General features: G+C 70.5%; 12 protein-coding genes and 3 pseudogenes. 7 read left to right on the plus strand and 8 right to left on the minus strand.

The features are described 5' to 3' along the window. Nucleotides 1-48: 48 nt before the first annotated feature. The 6 genes and pseudogenes from ABTX78_RS03585 to ABTX78_RS03610 all read right to left on the minus strand — a co-directional run bounded on the left by ABTX78_RS03585 (nucleotide 49) and on the right by ABTX78_RS03610 (nucleotide 3,512). Entirely contained in the window at nucleotides 49-753 is a 705-nt protein-coding gene (locus ABTX78_RS03585) for a response regulator (protein ID WP_352205163.1), read from the minus strand. A 155-nt stretch (nucleotides 754-908) separates the two neighbouring features. Beyond that, the gene (locus ABTX78_RS03590) at nucleotides 909-1,259 is read right to left on the minus strand and encodes a sensor histidine kinase (RefSeq protein ID WP_352205164.1); all 351 of its coding nucleotides are present in this window, start codon (nucleotides 1,257-1,259) and stop codon (nucleotides 909-911) included. Further along, nucleotides 1,256-1,975, minus strand: coding sequence for a hypothetical protein (locus ABTX78_RS03595; protein ID WP_352205165.1), 720 nt, complete (start codon nucleotides 1,973-1,975; stop codon nucleotides 1,256-1,258). The genes ABTX78_RS03590 and ABTX78_RS03595 overlap by 4 nt, the downstream gene beginning before the upstream one ends. A 122-nt stretch (nucleotides 1,976-2,097) precedes the next feature. Then, nucleotides 2,098-2,613 (minus strand): hypothetical protein, encoded by a 516-nt coding sequence (locus ABTX78_RS03600; protein WP_352205166.1) that lies wholly within the window; start codon nucleotides 2,611-2,613, stop codon nucleotides 2,098-2,100. Nucleotides 2,614-2,742: 129 nt separating this feature from the next. Beyond that, nucleotides 2,743-2,880 (minus strand): annotated as a pseudogene (locus ABTX78_RS03605) (transposase); the annotation flags it as partial. A 116-nt stretch (nucleotides 2,881-2,996) separates the two neighbouring features. After that, nucleotides 2,997-3,512 carry a GtrA domain-containing protein gene (locus tag ABTX78_RS03610; RefSeq protein WP_352205167.1) on the minus strand — a complete coding sequence of 172 codons (516 nt, stop codon included), beginning with the start codon at nucleotides 3,510-3,512 and terminating at the stop codon, nucleotides 2,997-2,999. A 534-nt stretch (nucleotides 3,513-4,046) separates the two neighbouring features. Here ABTX78_RS03610 and ABTX78_RS03615 point away from each other — a divergent pair. The 4 genes from ABTX78_RS03615 (at nucleotide 4,047) to ABTX78_RS03630 (ending at nucleotide 7,388) form a co-directional block, all read left to right on the plus strand. Next, a complete protein-coding gene (locus ABTX78_RS03615; RefSeq protein ID WP_352205168.1) occupies nucleotides 4,047-4,577 on the plus strand; it encodes a hypothetical protein in 531 nt (176 codons plus the stop codon). A 79-nt stretch (nucleotides 4,578-4,656) separates the two neighbouring features. Next, nucleotides 4,657-5,502 (plus strand): DUF4097 family beta strand repeat-containing protein, encoded by an 846-nt coding sequence (locus tag ABTX78_RS03620; RefSeq protein WP_352205169.1) that lies wholly within the window; start codon nucleotides 4,657-4,659, stop codon nucleotides 5,500-5,502. 99 nt (nucleotides 5,503-5,601) lie between these two features. After that, a complete protein-coding gene (locus ABTX78_RS03625; RefSeq protein ID WP_352205170.1) occupies nucleotides 5,602-6,603 on the plus strand; it encodes an ATP-binding cassette domain-containing protein in 1,002 nt (333 codons plus the stop codon). After that, complete coding sequence (locus ABTX78_RS03630; protein ID WP_352205171.1) at nucleotides 6,600-7,388, plus strand: ABC transporter permease; 789 nt, start codon at nucleotides 6,600-6,602, stop codon at nucleotides 7,386-7,388. Before ABTX78_RS03625 ends, ABTX78_RS03630 begins: the two co-directional genes overlap by 4 nt. Nucleotides 7,389-8,310: 922 nt before the next feature. On the opposite strand, the pseudogene ABTX78_RS03635 reads toward ABTX78_RS03630, so the two are convergent. Beyond that, a pseudogene (locus ABTX78_RS03635) lies at nucleotides 8,311-8,825 on the minus strand (alpha/beta hydrolase); the annotation flags it as partial. A gap of 431 nt (nucleotides 8,826-9,256) precedes the next feature. Here ABTX78_RS03635 and ABTX78_RS03640 point away from each other — a divergent pair. Further along, nucleotides 9,257-10,576: an aldehyde dehydrogenase family protein gene (locus tag ABTX78_RS03640; RefSeq protein WP_352205172.1), complete on the plus strand. Its 1,320-nt coding sequence runs from the start codon at nucleotides 9,257-9,259 to the stop codon at nucleotides 10,574-10,576. Between the two features lie 30 nt (nucleotides 10,577-10,606). On the opposite strand, the pseudogene ABTX78_RS03645 reads toward ABTX78_RS03640, so the two are convergent. Further along, nucleotides 10,607-11,343 (minus strand): annotated as a pseudogene (locus ABTX78_RS03645) (aldo/keto reductase); the annotation flags it as partial. Between the two features lie 192 nt (nucleotides 11,344-11,535). Here ABTX78_RS03645 and ABTX78_RS03650 point away from each other — a divergent pair. Further along, on the plus strand, nucleotides 11,536-11,967 hold the full coding sequence (locus ABTX78_RS03650) for a nuclear transport factor 2 family protein (protein WP_352205173.1): 432 nt from the start codon (nucleotides 11,536-11,538) through the stop codon (nucleotides 11,965-11,967). 78 nt (nucleotides 11,968-12,045) lie between these two features. Beyond that, nucleotides 12,046-12,462 carry a cell division protein SepF gene (locus ABTX78_RS03655; protein ID WP_352205174.1) on the plus strand — a complete coding sequence of 139 codons (417 nt, stop codon included), beginning with the start codon at nucleotides 12,046-12,048 and terminating at the stop codon, nucleotides 12,460-12,462. The last annotated feature ends 11 nt before the right edge of the window (nucleotides 12,463-12,473 follow it).

A 12,473-nucleotide genomic window follows, 5' to 3' on the forward strand; every position in this document is an offset into this window, starting at 1 on the left:
CCGCCGCCGTCTTTGCTGAGGAGGACGAGCGTGTCGGCGGAGCCGGATTCAGCCACCGTCAGCCAGGTTGTTCCGGTAGGCGTAGCCCACGGCTTGGCCGCGGTCGGTCGCGCCGGTCTTCGCGAAGACGCGGTTGATGTGCGTCTTCACTGTGGCCTGGCTTACGACGAGCCGGGCGCAGATCTCCGCGTTGGACAGGCCCTTGGCGATGAGGGTGAGCACCTCGGCCTCGCGCGGGGTCAGACCGTCCGGCAGCGTGTCCGCCGCCCGTCGGGCGGAGCCGTGTGCGGCCGGTGTGGCCGCCGGCCGGGCTCGGCCGGACTGGAGGGCGGCGACCAGCCGGGCCTGGACCACGGGATCGAGCCAGGTACGTCCGCCGTGCACATGCCGGATCGCCGTCTCGGCCGCGTCGTCGTCCGCGTCCTTGGTCAGGTAGCCCCGCGCGCCCGCCCGCAGCGCCGGGAAGACGGAGTCGTCGTCCACGTAGGTGGTCAGCGCCAGTACGGAGCTGCCCGGCGCCTTCTTCCGTACGACCGCCGTGGCCGCGACTCCGTCGAGCACTGGCATGTTGAGGTCCATCAGCACCACGTCCGGGCGGAGCCGCTCGGTGAGTTCCACCGCCTCGGCACCGTCGCGAGCCGCGCCGACCACCTCGACGCCGTCCAGCATGCCGATCAGCAGGACGAGCCCTCCTCGCACGACCTGCTGATCGTCCGCGATCAGGACTCTGATCCGCTCGCTGGGCCGCGCCATGCCGGGACCTCCATCCGCACCTTCCAGCCGTCCTGGGTCGGCCGTGCGCCGGCGCTTCCGCCGGCTTCGCTCAACCGCTCCCGCATGCCCGTCAGGCCCAGGCCGGAGCCCACGACCAGTGCCGAGGGGGCCGGGCCCAGTGCGGTTCGCCGGTCCTAGATCGTCAATACCGTGGTCGTGGGTTCGTAGCAGAGGGTCACGGTGGTGCGGGCACCGCGCGCGTAGCGGGTCGCATTGGTCAGCGCCTCCTGGGTGCCGCGGTACAAAGCGAGATCCGCGTCGGCGGGCAGGGCACGACGCGCCCCGACGACGGACAGCGTCACGTCGAGTTCCAGGTCCACGCGGTAGCGCTCGACCAGCTCCGGCAGACGCTCCAGCGAGGGCGTTTGCTGTCCGCGCAGTGCGCTGACGGCCCGGCGTGCGTCGCCCACCCCCTCCTTGACGAGCGTGCCGGCCCGGTCGAGCAGCTCCCGCAGGTCGTCGCCGGCCTGATCGCGCCGGGTCATCCGCCGCGCGGCCTGTATCTGAACGGCGAGCCCGGGACAGGGTCTGGGCGAGCACGTCGTGCAGGGTCCTGGGCGATGCGAGTGCGCTCGGCCAGCGCAGCGGCCTCGGCCTCCGCCTCCCGGGCGTCTTCGAGCTGGGCGAGCAGCAACTTCGCGCGTTCCTCGTGGTCACCAGCCTGTCGCATGCTGATCGCCATCAGGGCGAGGACCACGCAGAACAGCAGCCGGCTGAGCGTGTTGGCCACGCCGCCGTCCGCGCCGGCGAACGCGGCGGCGACCAGACCGGCCATGACGACGCTGCCGAGCAGCACAGCCTGCCGTCGCCGCAGCACGAGGAAGGCGGTCAGAACTGCCACCGACGGCGGCAGGACGGACATCGAGCCGGACTGGAGGACGCCGAGTGCGAGACCGAACCCCGTGACCGACAGGCAGAACGCGACGCCGGAGACAGGTTTCACGACCTGCCACAGCCCCGAGGCGACGGCGGCCAGCGACAGCAGGCAGCCGGCGAGGACCACCGCGACGGCAAGGTGCACCCCCTGCACGCCGGGTCTCGGCTCGGCGTACATGGACTGCACGGCGACGGCGGCCAGGACGCCCCACAGTAACGGTCGCAGGCGTCGGCCCCGGCGCTCGCGCCGGTCCCGGACACCGGCGAGCGCCGCGGTCGGCCTCGGACTGACCGCCAGCGGCGTGCCGTCCGGGAGATCCGTCATGCTCTGAAGAACAGGGACGTGCCGTGTCCGCTTTGCAACCGGCTCCGGCCCGGGTCCGGAGAAGCGGGCGCGGTCCGGCGGGCGGACACAGTGCCCAGTGCGCGGCACCGGCGGGATCGGCCTCACGCCCGAACCGGGGCGGTTGCGACAGAGGAGATCCGCCGCGCCTTGATCCGCACCACGGCGAGCCGGGACAGGACCTGCGCCAGGGCCATCAGCAGCAGAGCGGCCGTCCATGCGGCGGAACCGGTGATCAGGTTGTCGCGGCTGATCTGTGCAATCGTCGTGGAGCCGCTGTGGGTCGCCCAGTACTCGAATCCGGCACGTGAGTTCATGCCCACGATCCACAGAAGCGCGACGACCACCCCGGCCCTGGCCAAGGCGATTCCGTCCGAGCCGCGATGCACACCTGTGGTGGCGCCACACGCGACGCCCAGGACCGCGCCGGCGAGGACCCCCACGAGGTCGAGCTGGACGTCGTGCCCCTGGGTCGGGAAGGACCTCAGGTAGTACACGGCCGCGGCGGCAACGGCCACCACGGGCAGCAGCGCGTTGCGCAGCGTCTGGCGGATGCCGCGGATCTGCGGGATCACCAGGAGGAACAGGGCGGCGGAGATGAGGTGGTCGGTGGTTGTCATGGCTTCGAGCGTGTCGTGCGCGCCGGTGCGGAACGTCGGCCCGAGAGCGGACTTTGGGTTGATTGCTCAGTCAACCCGCGGATTGAGGCGCCGGTCCCCGAGATCCGGTTTCCGGCCGCACCCCGAGTGCCGGATCCCGGTATGCAGCACGAACAGAATCCCGCACAAGGCCTGCCGGTCCGGCACTCGAGGGCGGCCCTCCACCTCCTTCGCCCTCGGCTTCGGCACTAACGGCTCGATCGGTGACCACAGTTCATCGGACACGATCCACGGCCGCGACTCTCTTCCCCACGACGGGACCAACGAGCAAACAAGCCGACTCACTCTGTGAGCGGGGGCCGGGGATCGACCTCCGGCCCGGCGCTGCACCGCCGACGGAACCGTCAGGCGGCGCGGCAGAGCGACGCGGAGCCCGCCGTGACCGAGGGCCGGCCCACGGTCATGTGGACCGGGCGGGCATCGCTCGCACCCTGCGAGCGGTTGCGTGCGAAGACGACGAGACGCAGCACCGCGAACCGCGCCACACCGGCCAGCGCGGAAGCGGACAGATAGACGGCCTGCTGGAGCAGCGCGCCCGGCTCCGCAGCCAGTTGGTGCAGAACGAGCATCGCCACACAGGTCACGATGTACGCCGCAGCCGCGGAGCCGGCCGACTGCACATGCTGACGCCAGGTCGCGCGCCCACCCGCGCCGAAGGTGAAGCGGGCGTGCAGCTCGGTGGCGAGGAGCGTGGAGACGACGGTGATCAGGGCGTTGGCGAGGGCCCAGGGGATCCAGGAGGCGAGGGCCGCCACGGCGAAGCTGGAGGCGAGCCCCACCCCGCCGCCACAGAGCACGAAGCGGGCGAAGGCCGCGACGGCGCCGGGCGTCGCCTGCTGCTGACCCTGTGCTGTCTCCATGGTCCGACCCCTTCGACTGCTCTCGCTCCGCGAAACGCGCTTCCCCCGACCGTGGGGCCGAGGGCTGTACCGCCGTGACGCCATAGTGGCACACGCGTGGCGCCACGTGGAGCCATATTCGACATCGCGTGCGCCGCTCGCGGTGTCATGGCTTCCGAGTGGGTCGTGAATGTGCAGGTCGGCGGCGCGATGCTGCCTCGGCGGGTGCCGGGAAGTCCGACGCGTGTCCCCTTCATCGCCGGGGCTTCTTAGGTGCAGGGCGGAGGCGTTGCACCCGGTGCAGCCCTTGAAAGAGCCCTCTCCGGTCGGCTTTCAGGGGGCGGCCGCGAACCTCGCGGCGTCTCGCGGTGCCAACCAGCGCCATCAGGGGGCTCTCTGGTGACGTCCAAGGGGTCGTGAATCCGTATGGTGTCGCGCTGGCGCAACTCGATGTCGGTTGGTTTGCGCAGGTCAAGGGCGTCCGATTGGTCATCGTGGATGATTGGTTCCCCTGAGCGCTTGCCTGTGACGCCATCGTGGTGCCATGATGACGTCATGGACCTCACGCCGTATGTCGACAACCTGCGCCGCGAACTCGCGGTGGCCGCCGAAGCCGGCGGCGAAGAAGCCCGCGAACTCGCCGAGCGCCTCACCGCTCCCCTGGAGTCGGCGACCCGCCTGGCGATGCTCAACGTGCTCTCCGCCGCGATGGACGAGGTCACCCGTGAACTCGCCCCGGGTTCCGTCGACGTACGGCTGCGCGGACTCGACCCCGACTTCGTGGTGACTCGGCCGGCGGGCGACGAGGCGTACGACGAGGGGAGCGGGCCGGCCGAGCCGCTCAGGGCTCCGGCTCCGGCGCCCGCCGACGGCGACGAGGGCGGCACCGCCCGCGTCAATCTGCGCCTGCCCGCCCACCTCAAGGCGCGCGCCGAGGAGGCCGCGAGTCGCGAGGGCCTGTCGGTCAACGCCTGGCTGGTGCGGGCGGTGTCGGCCGCGGTCGACGGTGGCGCCCAGTCGCGTACGTCGGAGAAGACCCGAGCCACCCGCACCGTCGGAAACAGCTTCACGGGCTGGGTGCGCTAGCCCGCGCCCCGCTCCCACGTCACTCACACCACGTCCCACCAGCAGGGACGCCGCGAAGACCCAACAGGACGGGACAGCCATGCCTTCTTTCGACACCCCTCTGCCGATCTCGGTCACCGCCAACGTGGCCGCCGGTTCCATCCAGTTCACCGCGAGCGACCGCCACGACACCGTCGTCGAGGTGCGGCCCCGTGATCCGAAGAAGGACAAGGACGTCCGGGTCGTCGAGCAGACCGAGGTCGCGTATGCCGGCGGTGTGCTGACCATCAGGACACCCAGGGGTCCCTACCTCGTCGGCCCCAGCGGCAGCGTCGACGTGACGGTCGAACTGCCCACCGGCTCGCGCATCGACGCGACCGGCTCCTGGACACAGGTGCTCGGCGAGGGCCGGCTCGGCGAGGTCCGTGTGAAGACCTCGTCGGGTGATGTCCGCCTGGACGAGACGGGCCCGCTGCAGCTGACCGCGTCGCACGGTTCGATCACCGTGGGCCAGGTCGAGGGTCTGGCCGAGATCACCACCAGTTCCGGCAGCGTGCGCGTCGGTGTCGTGGACGGCCCGGCCGTCCTGAAGAACTCGCACGGCTCCACGACCATCGGCGCCGCGATCGGCGAGCTGCGAGTGCGCGGAGCCAACGGCGACATCGACATCCAGCGCGCCGAGAGCTCGGTCGCCGCGACGACCGCCCACGGCACCCTGCGCGTGGGTGATGTGGCCCGTGGCACCGTCCAGTTGGAGACCTCCTACGGCGCCATCGAGATCGGCGTCCGCGAGGGCACGGCCGCCTGGCTCGACGTCAGCTCGAGCAACGGGCAGGTGCGCAACGGGCTCGCGTCCTCCGACAACCCGGAGAAGACCGACGAGACCGTCGAGGTCAAGGCCCGTACCCGCTACGGCAACATCGACATCCGCCGCGCCCGCGCCTGAGCGCTCGATCTGCCGCTCACCAAGCCCGCTTCGCCGCTCACCGTCCACTTCACCGCTCACCGCTCCTTCGAATGGGAGAGCCCTATGCCTTCTTCTGTCATGCCCACATCCAGTCAGGCCGGCGGTACCCCGTCACCGGCCGCCGTCTCCGCCGTCGGTCTGCGCAAGTCGTACGGCGACAAGACCGTCCTCGACGGCATCGACCTCGTCGTGCCGGCCGGGTCCGTGTTCGCGCTGCTCGGCCCGAACGGCGCCGGCAAGACCACCGCCGTGAAGATCCTCTCCACCCTTATCGCGGCCGACGGCGGGCAGGCCCAGGTGGCGGGGCACGATCTGACCGCCGCACCGCAGGCGGTGCGGGGCGCGATCGGCGTCACCGGGCAGTTCTCCGCCGTCGACGGTCTGATCACCGGCGAGGAGAACATGCTCCTGATGGCGGACCTGCACCATCTGTCCCGCGCCGAAGGCCGCCGTACCGCCGCCGAGTTGCTGGAGCGCTTCGACCTCACGGACGCGGCGAAGAAGCCCGCCTCCACCTACTCCGGCGGTATGAAGCGCCGGCTCGACATCGCCATGACGCTGGTCGGCGGACCCCGGATCATCTTCCTCGACGAGCCGACCACCGGACTCGACCCGCGCGCACGTCACAACATGTGGGGCATCATCCGCGAGCTCGTCTCCGGCGGTGTCACCGTCTTCCTCACCACCCAGTACCTGGAAGAGGCGGACGAACTCGCCGACCGCATCGCCGTCCTGAACGGCGGCAAGATCGTCGCCGAGGGCAGCGCCGACGAGCTGAAGCGGCTGATCCCGGGCGGGCACGTAAGGCTCCGCTTCACCGACCCTGCCGCCTATCAGTCGGCCGCCGTCGTCCTGCGTGAGGTGACCCGGGACGACGAGTCGTTGTCGCTGCAGATCCCCAGCGACGGCAGCCAGCGCGAACTGCGCTCGATCCTCGACTGGCTGGACTCCGCCGGCGTCGAGGCGGACGAACTGACCGTGCACACCCCGGACCTCGACGACGTGTTCTTCGCCCTGACCGGCCCCGGCCCCGCCGGCTCCACCGCCGTCCCCAACCAGTCCAAGGAGACCGTCCGATGAGCGCCCTCTCTCTCGCCGTCCGCGACTCGAACACCATGCTGCGGCGCAACCTGCTCCACGCGCGGCGCTACCCGTCGCTCACCCTGAACCTGCTGCTCACCCCGGTCATGCTGCTCCTGCTGTTCGTCTACATCTTCGGCGACGTGATGAGCGCGGGCATCGGCGGCGGAGCCGACCGATCCGAGTACATCGCGTATCTCGTCCCGGGCATCGTGCTGATGACCATCGGCAGCACCACCATCGGCACCGCCGTCTCCGTCTCCACCGACATGTCCGAGGGCATCATCGCCCGCTTCCGCACCATGGCCATCCACCGCAGCTCCGTGCTCATCGGACACGTCGTCGGCAGCGTCCTTCAGGCAGTGGCCAGTGTGGTCCTCGTCGGGGCCGTCGCGGTCGCCATCGGCTTCCGCTCCACCGACGCGACGGTTCTGGAGTGGCTCGCGGCCTTCGGACTGCTCGTGCTCTTCGCCACGGCACTCACCTGGATCGCCGTCGGCATGGGCCTGATCAGCCCGAACGCCGAAGCGGCCAGCAACAACGCCCTGCCGCTGATCTTCCTCCCGCTCATCTCCAGCACCTTCGTCCCGGTCGACGCCATGCCGGGCTGGTTCCAGCCGATCGCCGAGTACCAGCCGTTCACCCCGGCCATCGAGACCCTGCGCGGCCTGCTGCTCGGGACCGAGATCGGCCACAACGGGTGGCTCGCCGTGGTCTGGTGCGTGGGGCTCGCCGTCCTCGGCTACGTCTGGTCGAAGTCGGTGTTCAACCGCGACCCGAAGTAGGACCCGAAGACCGAGGTAGGACCCGAGGTAGGACCGCAGGGAAGGGGCAGCCGCTCGCGGGCCGCGGCCACGGCCGCGGCCACGGCCACGGCAGAACGTCCCCCGGGGCGGCGTACTCCGACGACGCGTCGGCGTACGCCGCCCCGTCCGTCTTCCCGGCCGTCGTCAACCAGTTCGGCGCGCATGACCTGGCGCGGGTCGCGGACGATTTCGACGAGGAGACGAAGGCCGCGTACATGGCGCCCGGCAGCTTTTGTCGATCGCGCTGCCGGGAAGGAGCGTGCAGACCGTCGAAGGCACGGGTTCGCGGAGCGGAGACTTTCGCCGGGCGACCCCGAGGCCGGCAAGAAGTGGTCCACGCGCACGGTGACGCGCACGGTCACCGGGTTCCCGGACGGGAAGTCGGCCCCGATCGACCGATCGACCGATCGACCGATCGACCGCGACGGTGCCGGTCGTCGGACCTCGCCCGCGCCGCCGGCACGGACGGGAAGAAGCGACAGGCGTGCAAGGGCCTTCTGCGGCAGAAGCCGATTCTCCATCAATGCGTGGACGCCGGTAAGGAACCCCTGATAAGCACTGTCGAAATATCGAACGGCGAGAAAGTCGGCCATTGCCTGGACGGCCGGCGAGATAGACCTTTTGGCGGGAGCGGGAGCGGGAGCGGGAGCGGGAACGGTCGGACGGACTTCTCTCAGTGGGGGGCCTTCCCGCGCTCACGGCGGCCTTCGCATTCCTGATGTCCCCGCGTCGACGCCAGGCCTTCGCGGGTGCCGTCAAGGCGGGGGCCCGGGGGGCTTCGCGCCACCTGTCGCCACAGCGATGCGGAAGAGACCGCACGCCGGGTGGACGAGACGTACAGGCCCTCGGTCCGGGTGCAGGCCAGTGGACGTCTGCCGCGGGCCGGGGGCGGTCGGTGCGGCTAGGCGGCCGTGGCCTGACGGATCATGTCGACGACCGCCGCGGGCTGCGACACGTACACGGAGTGGCTGCCCGGAACTCGGTGACGGTGGCACCCGCGCGCTCGGCCATGGCCCTCTGTGCCGGCGGAGGGATCATGCGGTCGTCGGCAGCGACCAGGTACCAGCTGGGCTTGGAGCGCCAGGCCGGTTCGCTGACGGCGCCTTCGAGGGCCTCGACTCCCCACGGCACCTGGGAGTCGGCCATGAAGCGGGCCTGTGCCTCGGGCAGGTCAGCGGCGAACGAGGCGTGGAACTGCTCGCGGTCGAGGAAGAGCTGGCCGTCCTTCGGAGGGAGGATCGGTGGCACGGGCGCACCAGGGGCCGGGTCGGCGATCAGGGAGTTCACCGACTCGCCCTCGTCCGGTGCGAAGGCCGCGACGTAGACGAGTGCGGAAACCCTGGAGTCCCGTCCCGCCTCGGTGATCACCACGCCCCCGTAGGAATGCCCCACCAGTACGGCCGGGCCGTGCTGCGCCTGTTGGTTGCGGCACGTTGTCTGCGCGGAGGTTCTGCACCCGCCTCGGCGTCGGCACGGAAGGCCGTTCCGGGGCAGCAGCGGTACGGGGGTGGGCTTGTCGGGAGGGGGAGTCGGCGCGGACGGTGTGGGTCGCAGATCGGCTGCCGCGGGACAGACACCCCCGCGCCTTGCTCCGGCGGGCTGCCTTCGCTTACGCGGGGCCGCCCACCAGCTCGCGCGGGCGACCGCACACCGCCTCGCGCCAGGTCAGCCCCGCCACCAACACCGGCTCCCACCCGCTCGCCCGCGGCGGCGCCACCCCCGTCTCGCGCCAGCCGTACCCACACCCCCGCCGGCAAGTCGCACGCCGGCTCCGGAATGTCTCCGTCCACCAAAACGTTGGTATCTGCAACGACCGGCCGAAGTCCCCACATCACCAGCGAGGAACCGTGAACCAGCACAGCCCCGAGCAGCCCTCCGACATCGTCGCCCGTCTGCGGGCCACGTACCGCGCCGGCCGCACCGCCCCCGTCGACTGGCGTACGGACCAGTTCCGCCGGCTGCGCGAGATGCTCACGGAGCACGGCACCGACCTCGCCGGCGCCCTCCACGCCGACCTCGGCAAGAGCTCCACCGAGGCCTTCCGTACCGAGATCGACTTCACGATTCGCGAGATCGATCACACGCTGGAGCACCTCGACGACTGGCTGCGCCCGGAGCCCGCGCCCGTCCCCGCGCACATCGGTGAGGCGACGGCCTGGACCCAGTACGACCCGCTGGGCGTCGTCCTCGTCATCGCGCCGTGGAACTATCCGGTGCAGCTGCTGCTGACGCCCATGATCGGCGCGCTCGCCGCGGGCAACGCGGTGGTGGCCAAGCCCAGTGAGATGGCCCCGGCCACCTCCCTCGTCCTCGCGCGCCTGCTGCCTCGGTTCCTCGACACGGACGCGGTGGCCGTCGTCGAAGGCGGGATTCCCGAGACGACCGCCCTCCTCGCGGAGCGCTTCGACCACATCTTCTACACCGGCAACGGAACCGTCGGCCGCATCGTCATGACGGCCGCGGCCCAGCACCTCACGCCGGTCACGCTCGAACTGGGCGGCAAGTCACCGGTGTTCGTCGACCGGGACGCCGACCTCACCACGGTCGCCGCCCGTCTGGCACGCGGCAAGTTCCTCAACGCGGGCCAGACGTGCGTCGCACCCGACTACGTCCTCACCGACCCCCGCACGGCCCGCGCCCTGGAGCCCGCCCTGACCGAGGCCGTGCGGCAGTTGTACGGCGCCGAGCCGGCGATCTCCCCCGAGTACGGCCGGATTGTCAACGAACGCCACTTCGACCGGCTCAGCGGCCTGCTGGACTCCGGACGCGTGGTGGTCGGCGGCGACACCGACCGCGACCGCAAGTACATCGCTCCGACCGTCCTGGCCGATGTCGACCCCGGCGCCCCGGTCATGCAGGAGGAGATCTTCGGCCCGGTCCTGCCCATCGTCACCGTTCCCGGGCTCGACGAGGCCATCGACTTCATCAACGACCGTGACAAACCGCTGGCGCTGTACGCGTTCACCGAGTCTGCCGACACCCGCCGGCGGCTCGCGGCGGAGACATCGTCCGGCGGTCTCGGGTTCGGTCTGCCGCTCGCCCATCTCACCGTCTCCGACCTGCCGTTCGGCGGAGTCGGCGAGAGCGGCATGGGCAACTACCACGGCCGGTACTCGATCGAGACGTTCAGCCACCGCAAGGCCGTCCTGGAGAAGCCGCTGGGCTGAGGGTCGCCACCAACCGGGTCGTCGGTCAGGTCAGTACGACGAATCCAGCCGCTCCCGCTGCTGCTCCGTGAGCTCCAGGTCGACCGCTTCCAGGCTCTCGTTCAGCTGCGCCCCGACGACGCCCCGACGAGGGGGATCATCGGAACCTCGCCACCGATCAGCCAGGCCGGCACCACCTGGTTGACGGTCGCGCCGGCCCCCTTCGCCACCTCGTGCAGCGCCGCCGGCCGTACCGGCGTGCCCGCGTGGTCGAAGTCGCTCCCCAGCGGCTTGTCCTCCCGGACGTACGCGCCGGACAGCAGCGGCGAGTAGGCGACCAGCGGCAGCCCGGGTGCGGAGCGCAGACAGCTCAGCAACTCCCCGCTCACCACGCCTTCCTGGCCGACGGGCGACCGACGGCTGGGGAAGTCGGTGCGCCGGCGCAGACAGCTGTGGTGGTACTGAAGGACCTCCTGCCCCGGCAGGCCCGCGTCCCTGGCCAGGGCCCGGGCGCGTTCGACCTGCCAGGCCCAGTGATTGCTCACTCCCAGCAGGCCGACGCTGTCGTCGGCGACGAGCCCGGTGAACGCCTCGACTGTTTCCTCCATCGGTACCCGCCGGTCCTGGGTGTGGGCGTAGAGGAGATCGATCTTCTCCACGCCCAGGTTCTTGCGGCTCCGCTCCGCGGATTCCCGGATCACTCGTGCCGCGTGCGGTATCTCATCCCGGTTCCTCTCCCGCGCCGTGGGGCCAGGGCGCAGGTAAGGAGTCCGGATCTTCGAGGGCACTCCAAGTCAGGGCCTACCAGGGGCAGTTGCGGGGCGGTTCCGGTCGGCATCGGCTGCCGCGACCGTCGGGTCCGCGTTCACCCCTTCCGTCCTCCGCTCACCACGTGATAGTCAAGAAACTGACTAGTCACTATTCTGACTATGACATCCATGCAGAGCATACAGAGTCAGTCCGGGAAGCCTGGAGGAACCATGACGAGCACCACCGAACGATTCCGCGCCGCCGTGGAGAGCCGTGACCTCACCGCTCTGGACGACCTGTTCACCGAGGACGTGCGCTTCTACAGCCCGGTCAAGTTCAAGCCTTTCGAGGGCAGGAAGATGGTGATCGGCCTGTGCGGTGTCCTGTTCCGTACGTTCGAAGGGTTCCGCTACGTCGGACGGCTCGACGGCACGGGGGAGACCGCGGACGGCAAGGAGGCACCGTCGGAGATCCTGGTCTTCCGGGGGACCGTCAACGGCAAGCAGATCCATGGCCTCGACCTTCTTCAGTTCGACGAGTCGGGAAGGATCAAGGAGTTCACCGTGATGGTCCGCCCGATGTCCGCCGTGCAGGCCATGTCGGACGCCGTGTTCGCGGGTCTGGTCGCCGACGGCCTCGTGCCCGCACCCGCCGAGGGCTGACCCCGGGCGCCCGATCCGTGCCCGACTCACCCGTGTCGCTGTTGGGCCGAACGGGTGAGGCGCGCCAGGATGGGGAGCATGAGTAGGTACGAGAGGTACGACGTCACCGACGAGCAGTGGGAGGGCCTCGCCCAGGTCGTCCCCTTGCGCAGCCGTAACGAGTGGCCGTCGCGTGTCGACCACCGGACCGTCCCCCATGACCACGAGGCCGTCGAGCACCGCCGGTTCGTCGTCCTTCGCGTGCAGGTCTTCGCCGACGCGCGTGAGGTCGCCGAGTACCTCGTCGCGCAGATTCCGGTCCTGCTCGACCTGACCGGCGCGGACACCGATGTCGCCAAACGCATTCTGGACTTCAGCAGCGGCGTCGTCTTCGGCCTCGGCAGCGCCATGCACCGAGTCGACCGGAACGTCTTTCTGCTCGCCCCCGTCGGCACCGAGGTCGAGGGCCTGGCGGCCGCCACCGACACCCTCAGCCGCTCCGTCCCCCGTTCGTAGGAAGGTCGCCG

This window comes from Streptomyces sp. NPDC096193, from assembly GCF_040302905.1.
Taxonomy (GTDB): Bacteria; Actinomycetota; Actinomycetes; order Streptomycetales; family Streptomycetaceae; genus Streptomyces.

What these genes read in the sequence shown, in the direction of transcription:
- ABTX78_RS03585 (WP_352205163.1), bottom strand. Translation starts at nt 753, where the DNA reads ATGGCGCGGCCCAGCGAGCGGATCAGAGTCCTGATCGCGGACGATCAG.
- ABTX78_RS03590 (WP_352205164.1), bottom strand. Translation starts at nt 1,259, where the DNA reads ATGACCCGGCGCGATCAGGCCGGCGACGACCTGCGGGAGCTGCTCGAC.
- ABTX78_RS03595 (WP_352205165.1), bottom strand. Translation starts at nt 1,975, where the DNA reads ATGACGGATCTCCCGGACGGCACGCCGCTGGCGGTCAGTCCGAGGCCG.
- ABTX78_RS03600 (WP_352205166.1), bottom strand. Translation starts at nt 2,613, where the DNA reads ATGACAACCACCGACCACCTCATCTCCGCCGCCCTGTTCCTCCTGGTG.
- ABTX78_RS03610 (WP_352205167.1), bottom strand. Translation starts at nt 3,512, where the DNA reads ATGGAGACAGCACAGGGTCAGCAGCAGGCGACGCCCGGCGCCGTCGCG.
- ABTX78_RS03615 (WP_352205168.1), top strand. Translation starts at nt 4,047, where the DNA reads ATGGACCTCACGCCGTATGTCGACAACCTGCGCCGCGAACTCGCGGTG.
- ABTX78_RS03620 (WP_352205169.1), top strand. Translation starts at nt 4,657, where the DNA reads ATGCCTTCTTTCGACACCCCTCTGCCGATCTCGGTCACCGCCAACGTG.
- ABTX78_RS03625 (WP_352205170.1), top strand. Translation starts at nt 5,602, where the DNA reads ATGCCCACATCCAGTCAGGCCGGCGGTACCCCGTCACCGGCCGCCGTC.
- ABTX78_RS03630 (WP_352205171.1), top strand. Translation starts at nt 6,600, where the DNA reads ATGAGCGCCCTCTCTCTCGCCGTCCGCGACTCGAACACCATGCTGCGG.
- ABTX78_RS03650 (WP_352205173.1), top strand. Translation starts at nt 11,536, where the DNA reads ATGACGAGCACCACCGAACGATTCCGCGCCGCCGTGGAGAGCCGTGAC.
- ABTX78_RS03655 (WP_352205174.1), top strand. Translation starts at nt 12,046, where the DNA reads ATGAGTAGGTACGAGAGGTACGACGTCACCGACGAGCAGTGGGAGGGC.